The 18,209-nt window shown below is 71.8% G+C and carries 17 protein-coding genes and 1 pseudogene; 10 read left to right on the forward strand and 8 right to left on the reverse strand.

The window, feature by feature from the left end; translation table 11 throughout:
• Positions 1–6: 6 nt before the first annotated feature.
• Entirely contained in the window at positions 7–513 is a 507-nt protein-coding gene (locus C6N31_RS17130) for a nitroreductase family deazaflavin-dependent oxidoreductase (protein WP_232485315.1), read from the reverse strand.
• The gene (locus C6N31_RS17135) at positions 510–1,787 is read right to left on the reverse strand and encodes an acyl-CoA dehydrogenase family protein (protein ID WP_138353566.1); all 1,278 of its coding nucleotides are present in this window, start codon (positions 1,785–1,787) and stop codon (positions 510–512) included. Before C6N31_RS17135 ends, C6N31_RS17130 begins: the two co-directional genes overlap by 4 nt.
• Before the next feature lie 107 nt (positions 1,788–1,894).
• Here C6N31_RS17135 and C6N31_RS17140 point away from each other — a divergent pair, with 107 nt between their 5' ends.
• From C6N31_RS17140 to C6N31_RS45915, 5 genes and pseudogenes are all read left to right on the forward strand, one after another.
• Complete coding sequence (locus C6N31_RS17140) at positions 1,895–2,173, forward strand: hypothetical protein (protein WP_138353565.1); 279 nt, start codon at positions 1,895–1,897, stop codon at positions 2,171–2,173.
• Positions 2,174–2,261: 88 nt separating this feature from the next.
• A complete protein-coding gene (locus tag C6N31_RS17145; RefSeq protein WP_198357781.1) occupies positions 2,262–3,431 on the forward strand; it encodes an acetyl-CoA acetyltransferase in 1,170 nt (389 codons plus the stop codon).
• A 197-nt stretch (positions 3,432–3,628) separates the two neighbouring features.
• Positions 3,629–4,528, forward strand: a complete 900-nt coding sequence (locus C6N31_RS17150) for a trypsin-like serine peptidase (protein ID WP_244809211.1) — start codon at positions 3,629–3,631, stop codon at positions 4,526–4,528.
• Between the two features lie 67 nt (positions 4,529–4,595).
• Positions 4,596–4,715 (forward strand): annotated as a pseudogene (locus C6N31_RS45910) (NADP oxidoreductase); the annotation flags it as partial.
• 98 nt (positions 4,716–4,813) lie between these two features.
• The gene (locus C6N31_RS45915) at positions 4,814–5,143 is read left to right on the forward strand and encodes an NAD(P)-binding domain-containing protein (protein ID WP_307811457.1); all 330 of its coding nucleotides are present in this window, start codon (positions 4,814–4,816) and stop codon (positions 5,141–5,143) included.
• Here C6N31_RS45915 and C6N31_RS17160 read toward each other — a convergent pair.
• Positions 5,137–5,616 carry a Zn-ribbon domain-containing OB-fold protein gene (locus tag C6N31_RS17160; RefSeq protein ID WP_198357782.1) on the reverse strand — a complete coding sequence of 160 codons (480 nt, stop codon included), beginning with the start codon at positions 5,614–5,616 and terminating at the stop codon, positions 5,137–5,139. The two genes, C6N31_RS45915 and C6N31_RS17160, sit on opposite strands and share 7 nt — an antisense overlap.
• Positions 5,613–6,065 (reverse strand): DoxX family protein, encoded by a 453-nt coding sequence (locus C6N31_RS17165; RefSeq protein WP_138353562.1) that lies wholly within the window; start codon positions 6,063–6,065, stop codon positions 5,613–5,615. Before C6N31_RS17165 ends, C6N31_RS17160 begins: the two co-directional genes overlap by 4 nt.
• Before the next feature lie 184 nt (positions 6,066–6,249).
• Between C6N31_RS17165 and C6N31_RS17170 the strand changes: the two genes are divergently transcribed.
• The 4 genes from C6N31_RS17170 to C6N31_RS17185 all read left to right on the forward strand — a co-directional run bounded on the left by C6N31_RS17170 (position 6,250) and on the right by C6N31_RS17185 (position 11,750).
• Complete coding sequence (locus tag C6N31_RS17170; protein ID WP_198357783.1) at positions 6,250–7,518, forward strand: flavin-containing monooxygenase; 1,269 nt, start codon at positions 6,250–6,252, stop codon at positions 7,516–7,518.
• Positions 7,519–7,778: 260 nt separating this feature from the next.
• Positions 7,779–9,956, forward strand: a complete 2,178-nt coding sequence (locus tag C6N31_RS17175; protein ID WP_138353560.1) for an acetate--CoA ligase family protein — start codon at positions 7,779–7,781, stop codon at positions 9,954–9,956.
• Positions 9,957–10,065: 109 nt separating this feature from the next.
• Positions 10,066–10,911, forward strand: a complete 846-nt coding sequence (locus C6N31_RS17180) for an enoyl-CoA hydratase/isomerase family protein (RefSeq protein WP_198357784.1) — start codon at positions 10,066–10,068, stop codon at positions 10,909–10,911.
• A 206-nt stretch (positions 10,912–11,117) separates the two neighbouring features.
• Positions 11,118–11,750 (forward strand): flavin reductase family protein, encoded by a 633-nt coding sequence (locus C6N31_RS17185; protein ID WP_232485316.1) that lies wholly within the window; start codon positions 11,118–11,120, stop codon positions 11,748–11,750.
• Between the two features lie 71 nt (positions 11,751–11,821).
• Here C6N31_RS17185 and C6N31_RS17190 read toward each other — a convergent pair whose 3' ends face one another.
• On the reverse strand, positions 11,822–13,114 hold the full coding sequence (locus C6N31_RS17190) for an MFS transporter (protein WP_164296030.1): 1,293 nt from the start codon (positions 13,112–13,114) through the stop codon (positions 11,822–11,824).
• 271 nt (positions 13,115–13,385) lie between these two features.
• Between C6N31_RS17190 and C6N31_RS17195 the strand changes: the two genes are divergently transcribed.
• Positions 13,386–14,372 (forward strand): GlxA family transcriptional regulator, encoded by a 987-nt coding sequence (locus C6N31_RS17195; RefSeq protein WP_232485329.1) that lies wholly within the window; start codon positions 13,386–13,388, stop codon positions 14,370–14,372.
• A gap of 110 nt (positions 14,373–14,482) precedes the next feature.
• Here C6N31_RS17195 and C6N31_RS17200 read toward each other — a convergent pair whose 3' ends face one another.
• The 3 genes from C6N31_RS17200 to C6N31_RS17210 are packed head-to-tail and all read right to left on the reverse strand — an operon-like array spanning position 14,483 to position 18,200.
• The gene (locus tag C6N31_RS17200; protein WP_138353557.1) at positions 14,483–15,550 is read right to left on the reverse strand and encodes a Zn-dependent alcohol dehydrogenase; all 1,068 of its coding nucleotides are present in this window, start codon (positions 15,548–15,550) and stop codon (positions 14,483–14,485) included.
• A gap of 32 nt (positions 15,551–15,582) precedes the next feature.
• A complete protein-coding gene (locus C6N31_RS17205; protein ID WP_138353556.1) occupies positions 15,583–17,061 on the reverse strand; it encodes an aldehyde dehydrogenase family protein in 1,479 nt (492 codons plus the stop codon).
• Complete coding sequence (locus C6N31_RS17210) at positions 17,058–18,200, reverse strand: acyl-CoA dehydrogenase family protein (protein ID WP_138353555.1); 1,143 nt, start codon at positions 18,198–18,200, stop codon at positions 17,058–17,060. The genes C6N31_RS17205 and C6N31_RS17210 overlap by 4 nt, the downstream gene beginning before the upstream one ends.
• Between the last annotated feature and the right edge of the window lie 9 nt (positions 18,201–18,209).

Genomic DNA, 18,209 nt, shown 5'->3' on the forward strand with positions numbered 1-18,209 from the left:
CGGTGGTCAGTCCGCCGCCGGTTCCTCACCGCGCGGTACGAGACGGAAGAGCCGGATCTGCCGGTCCACGCGTGCCGCGTAGGACGCGTAGGGCGGCCAGAACTTCAGGACCGCCGCCCAGGCCGCCTCGCGCTCGGCCCCTTCGAGGAGCCGGGCGACGACGAGCAGGTCCTTCCCCTTCCAGTTGATCTCCGCATCCGGATGCCTGATCAGATTGCCGGTCCACGCCGGGTGGTCGGTCCGCCCGAAGTTGCTGCCGATGAGGACGAACGTGCCGCCGTCCTCGGGCATGCACGCCAACGGCGTACGGCGCGGCTGCCCGCTCTTCGCGCCGGTCGCCGTCAGGACGACGCCGGGTAGCATCTGGGCGCTGAGCAGCACCTTTCCCTTCGTCAGCCGGTGCACCACCTTGTCCATGGCCGGGACGACGTACGGCGCGACCTTCGCGAAGCCGCGGGTGGACGACACCTTCTGGACGAGTGGCTTCGAACGTTCCATCAGCGTCTTCTTCATGCCGCGCTCCCGGCGGCCGTCGACTCAGCGGCGGGTTCCACGATCGGAGCGGCCGGAGCCGTCGCAACCACGGGAACCACGGGAACCGCCGGCCCGAAGAGCCCCGCCCGGTCCGCGGCGCGGGCGCGCAGCAGGTGTACCGGGCCGAAGAGCAGCTCGTCGGACGCGGCGCGCTTGAAGTACAGGTGCGCGTGGTGCTCCCAGGTGAAGCCGACGCCGCCGTGCAGCTGGATCGCCTCACCCGCGACGGACCGCAGGGCCTCCAGGGCTTGTGCGAGCGCGAGCGGCCCGGCGACCGGCAGGTCGCCCTCGGAGGCGGCGGCCGCCCAGGCGGCGTAGTAGGCGGCGGAGCGCGCCGCCTGGACCTGGACGTAGAGGTCGGCGAGCCGGTGCTTGACCGCCTGGAAGGAGCCGACGGGACGTCCGAACTGCTCTCTGACCTGCACGTACTCCACGGTTGAGGCGAGCGCCTGGTCCGCGGCGCCGACCGCCTCCGCGGCGAGCGCGGCGGCGGCGAGTTCACCTGCCCGGGCGAGCGCGGGCCCCGGGTCGGCCGCTTCGTCGCCGCCGAGCGGCACGGCGGCGACGTCGCGCAGCTCGATGCGGGCCTCGGGGCGGGTCTCGTCGAGCGCGGTGAGGCGGGTGCGTACGACGCCGGCCGCGTCGCCGTCGACGAGGAAGAGCCGGGTGCGGGCGGCCGCGTAGCCGCCCGCGTGGGCGGCGACGAGCAGCAGGCCTGCGCTGTGCCCGCCCAGTACCTGGTCGGCCTGCCCGTAGAGCCGCCAGCCGGCCCCGTCCGGATCCTGGCGGGCCTGGATGCCGCCGGCGCGGCCGCCGCCCGCCCAGCTGCCGTCGTTCGGGCCGGTCAGGCCCAGGGCCGTGCCGAGGCCGCCCGGCAGCGCGAGCGCCACCGTGACGGCGCCGGCGGCGATCCTGGGCAGCAGGTCGGCGCGCTGCTGCTCGGTGCCGAGGTCGGCGATGAGCGGAGCGGCCAGCACCGCGGTGCTGAACAGGGGCGACGGCAGCAGCGTGCGGCCCGCCTCCTCGCAGGCCAGCACCAGTTCGGTCGGCCCGCAACCGGCGCCGCCGTACTCCGTCGGCAGCCCGAGTCCCGGCAGGCCGAGCTGTTCGGCGAGCTGGCGCCACAGGGGCTCGTCGTATCCCGCGGTGGTACCGACCGCGGCCTTGACCTCGTCCGGCCCGCAGCGTTTCTGCAGTACCTCTCGCAGGGTGCGCCGGATCTCGTCCTGCTCCTCGGTGAACGCGGCATCCATCGGCGGGCTCCTCACAGGCTAATCTGACGGTCCGTCATCTTAGGGAGCGGCAGTCCAGATGCACAGGGCCGGGGAGCACCCATTCCCGACCGGGCATGATGTCCGGCATGAGCCAGAACTCCAGCCAGGACGGCAAGACCCCGCGCCCGAAGCCGCAGCGCCCGCGCAGCACCACGCTGCGCTTCCTCTCCCCAGGGCCGGACACGTCGACGACACAGCTCAAGGTCTACATCGCGATCTGGGCCGCGCTGCTGGTCCTGTGGATCAGCGCACAGTTCTGGATGAGCGACATCTCGGGCTTCCAGCGGGTGCTGTACATCCTGCTCGCGCTCGTCGCCCTGACGCAGATGTCCTCGGCGGCCGCCCAGCTGCGCAAGAGGCGCTGAGGCACCACCCCTCCCTATCGCCCCCTCTCGCCGCCCCCTCGCCGCATCCCCTGTTCCGGGCTTCCGAATCTGATGTACCGTCAGATTCATGGCTGCTGCTGCTCGCAAGGTCGCCGTCGTCGGCGTGGCGCTGTCCGACTGCGGACGGGTCGACGAGGCCACCCCGTACGCCCTCCACGCCCAGGCCGCCCGCCGGGCGCTGGCCGACTCCGGGCTCGACCGGTCGGTCGTCGACGGCCTCGCCTCGGCCGGTCTCGGGATCCTCGCGCCCGTCGAGGTCGCCGAATACCTCGGCCTGCGCCCCACCTGGGTGGATTCCACCGCCGTCGGCGGCTCCACCTGGGAGGTCATGGCCGCGCACGCCGCCGAGGCGATAGCCGCCGGCCACGCCAACGCCGTCCTGCTCGTCTACGGCTCCACCGCGCGCGCCGACATCAAGGCGAAGCGGCGCACCGCGAACCTCTCCTTCGGCGCCCGCGGCCCGCTGCAGTTCGAGGTCCCGTACGGCCACACCCTGATCTCCAAGTACGCGATGGCCGCGCGCCGCCACATGCACCAGTACGGCACGACGCCGGAGCAGCTCGCCGAGGTCGCCGTGCAGGCCCGCGCCAACGCCGCCCGCAACCCCGACGCGATGTACCGCACCCCGATCACCGTCGACGAGGTGCTGTCCGGGCCGATGATCGCCGACCCGTTCACCAAGCTGCACTGCTGCATCCGCTCCGACGGCGGCGGCGCGGTGCTGCTGGCCGCCGAGGAGTACGTGGCGGACACGGCGAAGACCCCCGTCTGGATCCTCGGCTCGGGCACCTCGGTCTCGCACACCACGATGTCCGAATGGGAGGACTTCACGGTCTCCCCTGCGGCGGTCTCGGGCCGGCTCGCCTTCGAGCGGGCCGGGGTGACCCCCGCCGACATCGACCTCGCCGAGATCTACGACGCCTTCACGTACATGACGCTCGTGACGCTGGAGGACCTCGGTTTCTGCGCCAAGGGCGAGGGCGGCGCCTTCGTCGAGAAGGGCCGGCTCACGATCGACGGCGATCTGCCCGTCAACACCGACGGTGGCGGCCTGTCCGCCTGCCACCCCGGGATGCGCGGTCTGTTCCTGCTCATCGAGGCCGTCCGGCAGCTGCGCGGCGAGGCGGGCGACCGGCAGGTGCGCAAGTCCGGCGGACGGCTGCCACGGCTGGCCGTCGCCTCCGGGACCGGCGGCTGGTTCTGCTCCTCGGGAACGGTGATCCTCGAACGCGGCTAGGGCGTGCGGTGGCCGGGCCGGACGGAGTGGCCGGACCGGGAGCATTTGTCCCGTCGGTCAGGTTGTAGCGTCGGTCGGATTGCCTCGCCGGTCGGAAGAATCATGAAGATCGAAGATCACGAAAGGCCTCTTCGCGGCGGGCGTGAGTACGCTGGCCCGGTCAGTGGATCTACCGGCGGCCCGGAGAGGGGTATCGCGTGGTCAAGCGCTTCGCCCTACCCCTGGCCTGCACGCTCGTGCTGACCGCCGCCGCGCTGTGGACGCCGTGGGCCAGCCCGCAGCCGAGCGCCCGGGAGGGCTGGACGAACCAGGCCGCGGCCCAGTTCTGGACCCCGGAGCGGATGGCGAACGCCATGCCGCAGACCGCTCCGTTCGGGCCGGAGGAGCTGCCCCTCCCCAACGCGAACGTCAGCACCACCATCGCCCCGGCCGGGGCCGCCCGGCACATCAGCGGTATCCCGACCGTCGGCGTGCTCTTCTCCGTCGACGAGTCGGCCGAGGCCCACTTCTGCTCGGCGAGCGTCGTCCACAGCCCGTCCCGCAGCCTCCTGCTGACCGCCGCGCACTGCGAGGCGGGCACGGACGTCGTCTTCGTCCCCGACTACGTCAAGGGCTCGAAGACCCAGCCGTACGGGACCTGGGCCGTCGACCAGGTCTTCACCGACCCGCGGTGGGCGGACTACGACACCGGCTCCGACTACGACTTCGCCTTCGCGCGGGTGAAGAAGAACGACCAGGGCCGGAGCATCGAGGACATCACCGGCGCCAACGTCCTGGCCCGGACACCCGGCTGGACCAACAAGGTCACCGTGATCGGCTACCCCGGCGAGGCCTTCGACCCGACGGGCCGGGCGATCAGCTGCACGACGGCCACCTCCCGGCTGTCCGGCCTGCGCCAGCTGCAGATGGACTGCGGCGGCTACTACGACGGCACGTCCGGCAGCCCCTGGCTGCTGGACTTCGATCCGAAGACGAAGACCGGCAAGGTCATCGGCCTGGTGGGCGGCCTGGACGGCGGCGGCCCGGACGACAGCGTCTCGTACAGCCCGCTCTTCGAGGACGCCCTCTTCACGCTCTACCGGACGGCGGGCGGCTGAGGGACCTGCCCGGCGCCCGCCGGCTGGTCGGCCAGGGTCGTCCCGTGTTCCGGCCGGACACAACAGCGTGGTCGGGGCGCGCGACGCGGGCAGGGCGGCCGGCCTCGCGGCCCGGCTCGGCGCCCGCGCAGGCACGCTCGCGGACGCCGCCGAGCACGGTGAGACGGTGCTCGCCGCGCTTCCGCACGCCGCGATGAGCGACGTGATCACCTCGCTCGCCGACCCGCTCGCGGGACGAGCGGTGATCGCTGCTCGAACCCGATCGTTCCGGGGCCCGACGGCCTCGTGCTCACCACCGACGGCGGCCCGTCCGCGGCCCGCCGGATCGCGGCCGCGGCACCCGGCGCACACGTGGTCAAGGCGTTCAACCTGTGCGCTGCCGGGGTGTGGGCCGCACCCACGGAAGGCCTGGCCGTCCCCCTGTGCGGGGACGACGCGAACGCCCTCGCCCTGGTGCGCACCCTCGTGACCGACCTGCGCGCGGTCCCCCTGGACGCGGGCGGCCTGGACCGCGCCGGCTACCTGGAGGCCACCGCCGCGTTCGTGATCGGCATATGGTTCGCCGGCGGCGACCCACGCACGGTCCTGCCACCCCTGGAACACTCAACTCACTGAGCAGGCAGCGGGGTACCGGAGACAGGAGATGTATCGGGTGCGGCGGGTGCGAAGACGGCGACGGCCGGAGCGTGGGAACTAGCCGGTGCCTCCGGGTTGGCTTCTTCGGTGCGGAAGCGTACGTGCAGGTCCATGCCGATCCGCAGGGCGGACGCTTCGCAGTCGACGACCTCCGTCATCATCCGCGGGCCCTCGGCGAGATCGACGACGGCGGCGACGTACGGCACCCGGGTGCCGAAGGGCGGCAGGTCGTTGAGGTGGACGACCGACCAGGTGTAGAGCGTGGCGCGGCCGCTCGCCTGCTCCCAGGCGACGTCCTCGCTCCAGCAGGACGGGCAGAACTCGCGCGGATAGTGGTGCGCGGTCCCGCAGGCGGCGCAGCGCCGGATCAACAGCCGGCCGTCGGCGGCGGCCTCCCAGTACGGGCGGGTGAAGGCGTCGATGTCGGGAAGGTCGAAGCGCTGCGCCGTCACAGGAACAGCCCCCACAGGTTGTCGAGCGACCAGGCCTGCCAGCTCATCGCGAAGAGCGCGACGAGCGATATCAGCGCCATCATGGCGTTCTGGCCCTGCTCGGCCCAGTCGTGGATCATCAGGACGAGATAGAGCAGGTTGAGGAGCAGCCCGCCGACGAGCGCCACCGGTGTCAGCAGGCCGACCGTCAGACCCAGCCCGAGCGCCAGCTCGGCGTACACGACGATGTACGCCATCAGCTTGGGCCGTGGCGCGACGACGGTGGTGAAGCCGCCCTGCACAAAGCTCCAGCGGTGTTTGTCCGCGACGCTCTTGGCCCAGGCGATGCCGGTGCCGCGCTCGAACCAGCCCTTCTTGTCCTTGTGCCGCCAGCTCTCCAGCCACCACAGACCGAGGCCTATGCGCAGCACGGCGAGCCATTCGGCTCCGGTGAGCCAGATCGTCTGCATCGTGGGCCTCCCTCTCGAAATCTGACGGTACGTCAGTTCATCGGATGGAGACTGATCCGCGCAAGAGTCCGGCGCCAAACGCTCTCGGATTGATCGCTTCCGGGACTACTCTCACTCCCGCGCCACCTGTCACCTTCCGGTACGTCCCTCCGACAGCCACTCCGCCAGGCCCCGGGAGCACCTCATGGTCGACCACCCCACCTCCTCCGTCCCGCCGGCCTCCCCCGCGCCCGCCGCGGCCACCGCCTCCCCCGACGCGATCGTCATCGGCGCGGGACCCGGCGGCCTCGCCGCGGCGGCGGCGCTGAGCCGGCGTGGCGTCCGGACGCTCGTACTGGAGCGGTCGGACGCGGTCGCCGCGTCCTGGCGCGGCCACTACGACCGGCTGCATCTGCACACCACGCGACGACTGTCCGGCCTGCCCGGCTTCGCCATCCCGCGCGCGTACGGACGCTGGGTCGGCCGCGACGACGTCATCCGCTACCTGGAGCGCTACACCGCGCACCACCGGATCGACGTCGCCACCGGCATCGAGGTGTCCCGGATCGACCGCGTCGACGGCGCCCACATCGCCGCGGGCAGCCCTGGAGGAGCCGGCGGGCGCGGCGGCAAGGGCAGCGGAACGGGCGGTGGCACGTGGCAGCTGCCCGCCACCGGCGGACGGCTGCTCACCGCCTCCGTCGTCGTGGTCGCCACCGGCACCAACCACGTGCCCCACCTCCCGGACTGGCCCGGCCGCGACAGCTTCTCCGGCGAGCTGCTGCACGCCGCCCACTACCGCAACGCCCAGCCCTACGCGGGCCGCGACGTGCTCGTCGTCGGTGTCGGCAACACCGGCGCCGAGATCGCCGTCGACCTCATCGAAGCAGGCGCCGCCCGCGTGCGGATCGCCGTCCGGACGCCGCCGCACATCCTGCGCCGCACCACGGCCGGCTGGCCCGCCCAGGCCACCGGCATCCTCTGCCGCCGGCTGCCGACCGCGGTCGTCGACCGGGTCGCCCCGTACGTGGAGCGGCTCAGCGTCCCCGACCTGTCCGCCTACGGACTCGCCCGCCCCACCACCGGCCTCTACTCCCGCGTGCGCGACGACGGAGCCATCCCGGTACAGGACGTCGGCCTGATCGACGCGATCCAGGCACGGCGGGTGGAACCCGTCGCCGCCGTGGAGAGCTTCGACGGCGACAAGGTCGTGCTGGCCGACGGTTCGAGCATCGGTCCGGAGGTCGTCATCGCCGCCACGGGATACCGGCGCGGCCTCGAACCCCTCGTCGGCCACCTGGGCGTCCTCGACAGCGACGGCCGCCCCGTCGTGCACGGCCCGCACACCCCGCCGGGCGCTCCCGGCCTCTACTTCACCGGCTTCACCAACCCCATCAGCGGCATGTTCCGCGAACTCGCCATCGACGCCCGGCGTATCGCCCGCGCGGCCGCCCGAACCTCCCGGCGGCCGTGACCGACCGCTGTCCGATCCGTTCTTGTACGTACCCCTTCCTCCCCCGTCCGCCCCGGACCCCGCTCTGGCCGTTTCCGGCCAAAGAAGCCACCGACCGGGTCCGCCGGTGTCCGTTCGCGCGCCCAAAACCCCCTGAATAGCGGCCCAGTTGGCCTCCTTCACATCTTTCACATGCCCGCACTGTTCCTGACACGTCGTCAGTTCAGTAATCTGACTATGCGTCAGTTCTGTATACCTTCGAGCAGGAGCGGGCGAGACCGATGCTTGGATCGACATACAGCACCCGCAGCCCCGGCCCCGGGCCCGCCGCACGCGGCGCGTCCGACACCGACGTCGGTGGCCGTCCGCTGCACAACACCGTCCCGGACCTCGACCGGTTCTTCCGGCCGGAGACCGTGGCGGTGGTCGGCGCGTCCGACACGGAAGGACGGCCGAACACCGGCATCACCAGACAGCTCATCGCCTGGTCGCAGCGGGTCGGGGCCCGGCTCTTCCCGGTCAACCCCGGCCGCGAGACCGTCTTCGACCTGCCCTGCTATGCCTCGGTGACGGATCTGCCGGAGACCGTGGACCTCGCGGTGCTCCTCGTCGGTGACCCCCTTCCCGTCATCGAGCAGTTGGGCGAGGCCAAGGTCCGGTTCGCCGTCGCCTTCGCCTCCGGATTCGCCGAGACCGGTGAGGAGGGCGCCGCCGCGCAGACCCGGCTCGCCGAGGTCGTCGCCGCCTCCGGCATGCGGCTGCTCGGCCCGAACACCAACCTCAACGCCTTCGAGAAGTTCCGCGAGGACCTGACCGGGCCGGCCATCGCGCTGATCACCCAGTCGGGCCACCAGGGCCGGCCCCTCTACACGCTGCAGGAACTGGGCATCCGCATCAGCCACTGGGCACCCACCGGCAACGAGGCGGACCTCGAAACCGCCGACTTCATCTCGTACTTCGCCGAGCAGCCCGAGGTCGGGGCCATCGCCGCGTATGTGGAAGGGCTCAGGGACGGCCGCTCGTTCACCCTCGCCGCCGACCGCGCGGCCCGCAACAAGGTGCCGGTGGTGATGGTGAAGGTCGGCCGCACCGAGACCGGCGCCCGCATGGCCGCCTCCCACACCGGCAAGCTGACCGGCTCCGACGCCGTCGTCGACGCGGCCTTCAAGCAGTTCGGCGTCATCCGCGTCGACGGTCTCGACCAGCTCCAGGACACGGCGACCCTGCTCGCCCGGGCCAAGCCGCCCACCGCGGACGGCGTCGTCGTCTATTCCATATCCGGCGGCACCGGAGCCCACTTCTCCGACCTCGCCACCGCCGCCGGACTCGATATCCCGCGCCTGTCCGACGAGAAGCAGACCGAACTCCACCAGTGGATCCCCGACTACCTCAACGTCGCGAACCCCATCGACAACGGCGGTCACCCGGTGGGCGACTGGCGCGGCCGGAAGATCATCGACGCGATCCTCGCCGACCCGTCCGTCGGCGTCCTCATCTGTCCGATCACCGGTCCGTTCCCACCCATGAGCGACAAGCTCGCGCAGGACCTGGCCGACGCGGCGGAGAGCACGGACAAGCTGGTGTGCGTGGTGTGGGGCTCGCCGCTGGGCACCGAGGACGCCTACCGCACCACGCTCCTCGGCTCGTCCCGGCTCGCGACCTTCCGCACCTTCGGCAACTGCATCAGCGCCGTCAAGTCCTACCTCGACCACCACCACTTCGCCGCCGCCTACCGCTCCCCCTTCGACGACGCCCCGCGCACCCGCTCCTCCTCGGCCCGCAAGGCGCAGGCCCTGATGCGCGCGGGCCACCAGCTCAGCGAGCACGCGGCGAAGCAGATGCTGCGCGCGTACGGGATCCGGGTGCCGCGCGAGCAGCTGGTCACCAGCGCGGCCGGATCCGTCCGGGCCGCGGGCCTGGTGGGCTACCCCGTCGTCATGAAGGCGTCCGGCGCGCAGCTCGGCCACAAGACCGAACTCGGCCTGGTCAAGATCGGTCTGACCTCCGCGAGCCAGGTCCGCGACGCCTATCGCGACCTGACCGACATCGCCCGCTACGAGGGCGTGGAACTCGACGGCATCCTCGTCTGCCAGATGGTCGAACGCGGCGTCGAGATGGTCGTCGGCGTCACCCACGACCCCCTCTTCGGCCCGACCGTCACCGTCGGCCTCGGCGGGGTCCTCGTCGAGATCCTCGCCGACGCCGCCGTCCGCGTACCGCCGTTCGGCGAGGACATGGCCCGCGACATGCTCGGCGAACTGCGCGGCCACCGGCTGCTCGAAGGGGTCAGGGGGGCGCCCCCGGCCGACGTCGACGCGCTCGTCGACGTCGTCATGCGCGTACAGCGGATGGCGATGGAACTCGGCGGCGATCTCTCCGAACTCGACATCAACCCGCTGATGGTGCTGCCGCGCGGCCAGGGTGCGGTGGCGCTCGACGCACTCGCGGTCTGCCGGTGAGCGGCCTGCCGGTGAGCCGTCCGCCGGTGTCCTGTCTGCCGGTGTCCTGTCTGCCGGTAAGCGGTCCGATCCGCCCTCAGCCCTACGTACAAATAGGAGCCACTCCCCCATGACGCCCACCCCCCGTGAAGATTCCGTCGACCCGATCAGTCCGATCGATCCGGTTGATTTATTGGTACTTCACGCCACTGACAACGGCGTCTCATGGATCACTCTCAACCGCCCAGAAGCGATGAACGCCGTCACCTGGGACCAGCGCGAACGCATCATCGCGCTGCTCGACGCGGCGTCCGCCGACCCCGCCGTCCGGGCGGTCGTCATCACCGCCACCGGCCGCGCGTTCTGCGCGGGAGCCGACCTCAGCGGCGGCGCGGCCGCGCCCGGCGAGCGCGTCGCGGGCGATGTCGCCCGGACGATCCGGCGCGGCGCGCAGCGCCTCGTCTCCGCCGTCCTGGACTGCGAGAAGCCGGTGATCGCGGCGGTCAACGGCACCGCGGCCGGCATCGGCGCGCACCTCGCCTTCGCCTGCGACCTCGTCCTCGCCTCCGACCGCGCGAAGTTCATCGAGGTCTTCGTCCGCCGCGGCCTCGTGCCCGACGGAGGCGGGGCGTATCTGCTGCCGCGGCTCATCGGCCCGCAGCGCGCGAAGGAGCTCATGTTCTTCGGCGACGACCTCCCGGCCGCCGCCGCGGAACGCCTCGGTCTCGTCAACCGCGTCGTCCCCGCCGAGGACCTGGAGAAGACCGCCCGCGAATGGGCCGAACGCCTCGCCGCCGGCCCGACCCGTTCCCTGGCCCTGACGAAGCAACTGGTCAACGCCTCACTGGACGCCGACCGTTCGACGGCCTTCGCCGCGGAGGCGGCCGCCCAGGAGATCAACATGACGACGGACGACGCCCAGGAAGGCGTCCGGAGCTTCGTGGAGCGCAGGTCCCCGGAGTTCGGGGGGCGATGACGGCGGGGCGGTCCCCGCGGCGATCGGTATGCACCAGAGCCACCACGTACGCCCCTGACGTCCGGCCGCCCACGCGGAGAGCGCGAGGACCGGCAGCACGTGCAGGACCGCGCCGCTGATCGCGAGGAGTTCGAGAAGAGGGGGCACGATCCGCCGCCGGATCCCTCTTCCCATCTGACGCACCGTCAGGTTCAATGGTCGATGTGATGGGACACGCAGGGATGGCGGCCACCGCCGTCCGGTACCTCAGGTCGGTAGGGGCCGCCACAACGGCGGGGCCCGTGGAACCGCTGCCGCGCCCGGACTTGCGGGCCGTGGGGCCGGACGAACGGGCGCCGGTCGATCCGGCGGTGTTCCGGAAGGTGCTGGGTACGTTCGCGTCCGGGGTGACGATCGTCACCGCTCCCGGGGCGGAGGGCCCGACGGGGTTCGCGTGCCAGTCGTTCGCGTCGCTGTCGCTCGATCCGCCACTGGTCGCGTTCATGGTGGCGCGTACGTCCACGACCTGGCCGAAGATCGCGCGCGCCGGTGTCTTCTGCGTCAACATCCTCAGCGACGAACAGGGCACCCTGTGCCGTGGCTTCGCCGTGAGCGGGGCGGACAAGTTCGCGGGGGTCGACTGGACGCCGGCGCCCGTCACCGGGTCGCCGCGGCTGGCGGGCATACCCGCGTGGATCGACTGCACGATCCACGCGGTGCACACCGGTGGCGACCACTTGATCGTCGTCGGCCGGGTCAACGAACTCGGCTGCGCGGAGCCCGATGACGCGGACGGGACCACGCCCGAGGCCGGGCCACTGCTCTTCTACCGTGGACGTTTCGGCCGGTTCGCCCAGTAGTTGACGTCACCCTGTAGTCAACACAGAGGGTCGAGCCAGGACGCTCGGTTCACGTCGTCGCACGCACCCACTCACGCCGCCGCTATGGCCGGGATTCCCGTCGAGCGCCCCCGCCGGATGACCAGGACCATCAGCGCGGCGACCGCGCACAGCGCGCCCGAGCTGTACCAGACGAGGTCGTACGAGCCGAAGGCGTCCCGCGCGACACCGCCCAGGAAGGCCACGACGGCGGCACCTATCTGGTGTGCGGCCAGGACCCAGCCGAAGACGATGGCGCTGTCGTCGCCGTAGTACTCACGGCAGAGGGCGATGGTCGGCGGGACGGTGGCGACCCAGTCGAGGCCGTAGAAGACGATGAAGACGATCATCGGCGGGTGCACCGTGTTCGCCATCAGCTGGGGCAGGAACATCAACGACAGTCCGCGCATCCCGTAGTAGACGGCGAGCAGCCGGCGCGGCTCGAAGCGGTCGGTGAACCAGCCGGAGGCGATGGTTCCGGCGATGTCGAAGACGCCGATGACGGCGAGCAGTGACGCGGCGGCCGTGACCGGCATGCCGTGGTCGTGGGCGGCCGGTACGAAGTGGGTTCTGATCAGGCCGTTCGTGGAGGCTCCGCAGATCGCGAAGGATCCGGCGAGCAGCCAGAAGGGGCCCGTACGGGCGGCGACGGACAGTGCCTTGAGCGCCCGCCGGGCGGCTCCGCGCACCGGGGCCGGCTTGGCGGTGAACTCCGGCGCCCCGTAGGCCGACAGGCCGACGTCCGCGGGGTGGTCGCGCAGCAGCAGCCAGACGAACGGGACGACGGCGAGCGCCGAGAGGGCGACGGTCGCGGCGGCGGGCCGCCAGCCGTGCTGCTCGACGATCCAGGACAGCAGCGGCAGGAAGACCAGCTGTCCGGCCGCGCCGGCCGCCGTCAGGATGCCGGTCACCAGTCCACGGCGGGTGACGAACCACCGGTTGGCGACGGTGGCGGCGAAGGCGAGCGCCATGCACCCGCTGCCGGTGCCGACGAGGATGCCCCAGCACAGGATCAGCTGCCAGGTCTGCGTCATGAAGATGGTGAGGCCGGCGCCGAGCGCGATGGTGGTGAGCGCGGCGGCGACGACACGGCGGATGCCGAATCGATCCATGAGGGCGGCGGCGAACGGTGCGGTGATCCCGTACAGCGCGAGGTTGATGGAGACGGCGAAGCCGATCATGCCGCGTGACCAGCCGAATTCCGCGTGCAAGGGCTCGATCAGCAGACCGGGCAGGGAGGCGAACGCGGCCGCGCCGATGATCGTCACGAAGGTGACGGCCGCTACGAACCAGGCACGGTGAACCCTCGACCGCCGGCCGGGAACGGGCACCGCGCCGGCCGATATCCCGGCGTCCGGCGCCTCGGGGACCGGAACGTCCTGTGCCTCGGAGACCGGGACGTCCTGCGGATTCTGCGTCGGGGCTTGAGGTGTCTGCGTCACACGATCAGCTTCGGGCCTGCTTCAACACTGAACGAGTGGCCGGATGGCCATGATGTGAAAGAATCGGGCCATGACGACTCCGGACCAGGCCGGGAAGCAGCACACCGGAACGCGCACCGGAACGCGAGAGACGGCGTTCCGGCATCAGGACCGGCACCGGGTGGCGGTCCTGGTCATGCCCGGTGTGATCCCCTTCGAGCTGGGGATCCCCGCCCGGATCTTCGGCGGCGCCCGCACCCAGGAGGGTCGCAACCTCTACGAGGTCGTGACCTGCTCGGCCGTGCCGGGGCTCGTCCAGACCGACGCGGACTTCCCGATCCTCGTCGAGAACGGGCCCGAGGTCCTGGAAGCGGCCGACACCGTCGTCGTCCCCGCCACGCACGAGCTCGACGACATCTACGTCTCGGGCCGGCTGAGCGGCCCGCTGGCCGCCGCCTTCGCACGCATCAGGCCCGGCACCCGCGTCGTGTCGATCTGCACGGGCAGCTATCTGCTGGCCGCCGCGGGGCTGCTGGACGGCCGGCCCGCCACCACCCACTGGGACAGCGCCGACCACTTCCAGCGGCTCTTTCCGCAGGTCAAGGTCGATCCCGACGTGCTCTACATCGACGACGGCGACATCCTCACCTCGGCCGGCGTCGCCTCCGGAATCGATCTCTGCCTGCACATCGTCCGCCGCGACCACGGAACGGCCATCGCGAACGCCGTCGCCCGCCGCACCGTCGTCCCCCCGCACCGCGACGGCGGCCAGGCGCAGTACATCCAGCGGCCGCTCCCCGAACCGCAGCTGGCCAGCACCACGGCCGCCCGCGCCTGGGCGCTGGGCAGGCTCGACCGGCCGCTCACGCTGCGCGAACTCGCCGAGCGCGAGTCGATGAGCGTACGGACCTTCACCCGGCGGTTCCGTGAGGAGGTGGGGATCAGCCCCGGGCAGTGGCTCGTGCAGCAGCGCGTCGAACGCGCCCGCCATCTGCTGGAGTCCAGCGATCTGAGCGTCGACCAGGTCGCGCACCGGGCCGGATTCGGTACGGCGACCTCCATGCGGCAGCGCCTGCACGCGGCGCTGGGCGTCTCACCGTCCGCCTACCGCCGCACCTTCAACGCCAACGCAAACGCAAACAACAACGCCACGGCCACACCCGCCGCCGCACCCACCGCCTGAACCGACCGATCCCACCTCCGACCGACCCCACCTCCGACGCCCGGATCGGCAACGACGTCGCCGGGCTGCCGGAAGGTGGGTGACTCCTGGACTCCCGCCCGTTCGGACCGTCAGAAGGTGAGCACCCCCCGTGCCACCCGGCCGTGGTGGGCGTCGTCGGCGGCCTTCGCGAAGTCCTCGACGGGGTAGGTCTCGGTGACCAGTTCGTCGAGCAGCAGCCTGCCCTGGCGGTAGAGCTCGGCGTAGAGCGCGATGTCGCGCTGTGGGCGGGACGAACCGTAGCGGCAGCCCAGGATGGACTTGTCCAGGTACATGGACGACACCAGGAAGCTCGCTTCGGCGTCGGCCGGCGGAACGCCCAGCAGGACGGCCTGGCCGTGCCGGTCGAGCAGGTCGATGGCCTGGCGGATGAGTTTGACGTTGCCGACGCACTCGAAGGTGTGGTCGGCGCCGGTCGGCAGCAGCTCGCGGACGGCCGCGACGGTGTCGTCCACGGCGGACGCGTCGATGAAGTCGGTGGCGCCGAACTGCCGTGCCACGTCCCCCTTGGCGGGGTTGGCGTCCACGGCGACGATCCGGGTGGCGCCCGCTATCCGGCACCCCTGGAGGACGTTGAGGCCGATTCCGCCGGTGCCGATGACGACGACCGTGTCGCCGCGGTCGACCTTGGCGCGGTTGAGCGCGGCGCCGACGCCCGTCAGGACGCCGCAGCCGATCAGGGCGGCGGACGTGAAGGGGATCTCCTTCGGGATCTTGACCGCCTGGACCGCCTTGACCACGGTCTTCTCCGCGAAGGCCGAGTTCGAGGCGAAGTTGAACAGGTCCTTGCCCTGCCGGGAGAAGGGCCTGCCCGGGTAGCCGATCGCCTTGCGGCACATGGTCGGGCGGCCGCGGTCGCACTGCGCGCACGTGCCGCAGTTGGCGAGGGTCGACAGCGACACGTGGTCGCCGGGTTCGACATGGGTGACCCCGGGGCCGACCGCCTCGACGATGCCGGCGCCCTCGTGGCCGAGGACCACGGGGACGGGGAACGGGATCGTGCCGTCGATGACGGACAGATCGCTGTGGCACAGGCCCGCGGCCTGGATGGCGACCAGCACCTCGCCGGGGCCGGGGCCGCGGACCTCCAGGTCGTCGACCACCTGGGGCTGTGTGCCGTCGAAAATGACGCCTCTCATGAACTGTCCTGTTCCCTCAAGGGCCTTCGGTTTCAGGAAGGCCAGACGACCGATTGGAGTTCGCTGTACGCGTGCAGTCCGAACGAGCCGCCGTCCCGGCCGACCCCGCTCTCCTTGAAGCCGCCGAACGGCGTCTCGGGGTGGCGCTGAACCGTGTTGATGCCGACGTTGCCGCTGCGCAGACGGGCGGCGAGCGCCCAGGCGCGGCCCGCGTCGTCGGAGAAGACGTAGTCGTAGAGCCCGTACGGGGTGCCGTTGGCGATCTCGACGGCCTCGTCCTCGGTGTCGTAGGCGAGGGCGACGACGACCGGGCCGAAGAGTTCCTCCTGGGCGACGGTCATGTCGGGGGTGACGTCGGCGATGAGGGTGGGGGCGACGTAGAAGCCGGGCTTGAGGTCGGGGCGTTCGCCGCCGGTGACGACGCGGGCGCCCTGGGCGCGGGCGCCCGCGATGTACGCCTCGACGCGATCACGCTGGGCGGCGCTGATGAGCGGGCCGACGACGGTCGAGTTATCCACAGGGTCCCCGGTGGTCAGCGCTCCGGCGTACTGTGCAAGGGCAGTGATCACCTGCTCGTACTGGTCGCGGTGGACCAGTACGCGGGTGGGCGCCGTGCAGATCTGACCGCTGTGGAAGGCCCAGGTGGAGGCGACCGCCCCGACCGCCGTCTTGAGGACCGCTCCACCCGATTCCGGCAGGACGATCGCCGCACCCTTGCCGCCGAGTTCCATCAGCGTGCGCTTCAGCGTCCGGCCGGACGCTGAAGCGATCGCCTTCCCGACCGCCGTCGACCCGGTGAAGCTGATCATGTCGACGCCCGGGTGCGCGACGAGTGCCTCGCCCGCCGCCGCACCCGATCCGGCGACCACGTTGAACACGCCGTCGGGCAGGCCCGCCTCCTTGAAGATCTCACCGAGCAGCAGGCAGGTCAGCGGGTCCTGCGGGGCGGGCTTGGCCACCACCGTGTTGCCCATCGCCAGGGCGGGGGCGACCTTTCCCGCGAGGTTGGCGAGCGGGAAGTTGTACGAGGTGACGCAGCCGACGACGCCGACCGGGCGGCGTACGGCGGCGGCGCCGATCAGTCCACCGGGTGCGAGAGGAGAAGCTTTGACGGGTTGTGGAGCGAGCGGGATGACATCGGGCTCGACCGCGCCGCGGGCGTAGCGGCGGAATCGGTCGGCGGCCGGCGGGAGTTGCAGGGCGGAGGCGACGCGCGCGGTGGCGCCGGTCTCGGCCTGGAGGAGGGGGACGAGTTCGGCGGCGCGGGCGGAGATCGCGTCGGCTATCCGGTCGAGGACGGCGGCACGTTCGCGTGGGTCGGTGCGCGACCAGCCGTCGAAGGCGGCGCGGGCCGCCCGGACGGCCGCGTCGACGTCGTCGGCGGTCGCTTCGGGGGCGTGCCCGACGGTTTCCTCGGTGGCCGGATTGATGATCGCGTAGTGGCCCTGGGCGGGTTCGTGCCACTGACCGTTGATCCAGTGCGCGTAGGTCGGGGGTACAGGTCGGCTCATGGCCGCGGCTCCTTCGGGAGGCCGAGCACCCGCTCGGCGATGATGTTGCGCTGGATCTCGTCCGAGCCGCCGTAGATCGTGTCGGCACGGCTGAAGAGGAACATCCGCTGCAGCGTGTCGAGTTCGTAGGGCCGGGACGGGGTCCAGGCGGTGGGGCCGGTGGCGGCCGCCGGGCCCCGGACCGCCATGGCCAGTTCGCCGAGCCGCTGGTGCCAGCCGCCCCAGAGCAGCTTGGCGACGCTGGGGGCGCCGGGCGAGTCGGTGCCCAGGGTGCGCAGGGCGTTCCAGCGCATCGTTCTGAGCTCGGCCCACTGGCAGACGATCCGGGCCCGCAGGACGGGTTCTGTGTCGGCGCCGGTGGTCCGGGCGAGGTCGGTGATCTCGCGCAGTTCCTGCTCGAAGCCGATCTGCTGGACGAGGGTGGACACCCCGCGCTCGTAGCCGAGCAGGGACATGGCGACGGTCCAGCCGCCGCCCTCCGTTCCGACGAGGTGGTCGGCGGACGCGTGTGCCGCGTCGAAGAAGACCTCGTTGAACTCGGCGTCGCCCGACATCTGGCGGATCGGCCGGACCTCGATCCGGCCGGGCTGGTCCATCGGCACCAGCAGGAAGCTGAGGCCGTGGTGCCGGCGGGAGCCGGGTTCGGTGCGGGCCAGGACGAAGCACCAGTCGGCGTCCTGGGCGAGCGACGTCCAGATCTTCTGGCCGGTGATCCGGTAGCCGCCGCCGTCGTCCCGGACCGCCGCGGTGCGGATCCCGGCCAGGTCGGATCCGGCGTCCGGTTCGCTGTAGCCCTGGCACCACAGTTCCTCGCCGCGGGCTATCGAAGGAAGGAAGCGGTCCCGCTGCGCGGGGGTGCCGTGGGCGAGGAGGGTGGGTGCGAGCAGGTTCTCGCCGATGTGGCCGGACCGGCCGGGGGCGCCGGATCTCGCGTACTCCTCACCCCAGACGACCTGCTGGGCGAGGGTCGCCCGGCGGTTGCCGTAGTCCCCGGTCCAGCCGAGCCCTATCCAGCCGGCCGCACCGAGGGTGCGCTCCCAGCCGCGCCCGCCCGCCGGCCACCCGTCACGGTGTTCGGCGAGCCAGGCCCGCGCCTGGGCGCGGAAGGATTCGGCCTCCGGGCCGAACGTAAAGTCCACGGATCCTCC

It is taken from the genome of Streptomyces fildesensis (assembly GCF_016107395.1).
GTDB lineage: Bacteria > Actinomycetota > Actinomycetes > Streptomycetales > Streptomycetaceae > Actinacidiphila > Actinacidiphila fildesensis.

Bases quoted from the DNA above. Each gene is read 5' to 3' on its own strand.
- C6N31_RS17130 (WP_232485315.1), bottom strand. From the start codon at position 513: ATGAAGAAGACGCTGATGGAACGTTCGAAGCCACTCGTCCAGAAGGTG.
- C6N31_RS17135 (WP_138353566.1), bottom strand. From the start codon at position 1,787: ATGGATGCCGCGTTCACCGAGGAGCAGGACGAGATCCGGCGCACCCTG.
- C6N31_RS17140 (WP_138353565.1), top strand. From the start codon at position 1,895: ATGAGCCAGAACTCCAGCCAGGACGGCAAGACCCCGCGCCCGAAGCCG.
- C6N31_RS17145 (WP_198357781.1), top strand. From the start codon at position 2,262: ATGGCTGCTGCTGCTCGCAAGGTCGCCGTCGTCGGCGTGGCGCTGTCC.
- C6N31_RS17165 (WP_138353562.1), bottom strand. From the start codon at position 6,065: ATGCAGACGATCTGGCTCACCGGAGCCGAATGGCTCGCCGTGCTGCGC.
- C6N31_RS17170 (WP_198357783.1), top strand. From the start codon at position 6,250: ATGGTCGACCACCCCACCTCCTCCGTCCCGCCGGCCTCCCCCGCGCCC.
- C6N31_RS17175 (WP_138353560.1), top strand. From the start codon at position 7,779: ATGCTTGGATCGACATACAGCACCCGCAGCCCCGGCCCCGGGCCCGCC.
- C6N31_RS17180 (WP_198357784.1), top strand. From the start codon at position 10,066: ATGACGCCCACCCCCCGTGAAGATTCCGTCGACCCGATCAGTCCGATC.
- C6N31_RS17185 (WP_232485316.1), top strand. From the start codon at position 11,118: ATGGGACACGCAGGGATGGCGGCCACCGCCGTCCGGTACCTCAGGTCG.
- C6N31_RS17195 (WP_232485329.1), top strand. From the start codon at position 13,386: ATGCCCGGTGTGATCCCCTTCGAGCTGGGGATCCCCGCCCGGATCTTC.
- C6N31_RS17200 (WP_138353557.1), bottom strand. From the start codon at position 15,550: ATGAGAGGCGTCATTTTCGACGGCACACAGCCCCAGGTGGTCGACGAC.
- C6N31_RS17205 (WP_138353556.1), bottom strand. From the start codon at position 17,061: ATGAGCCGACCTGTACCCCCGACCTACGCGCACTGGATCAACGGTCAG.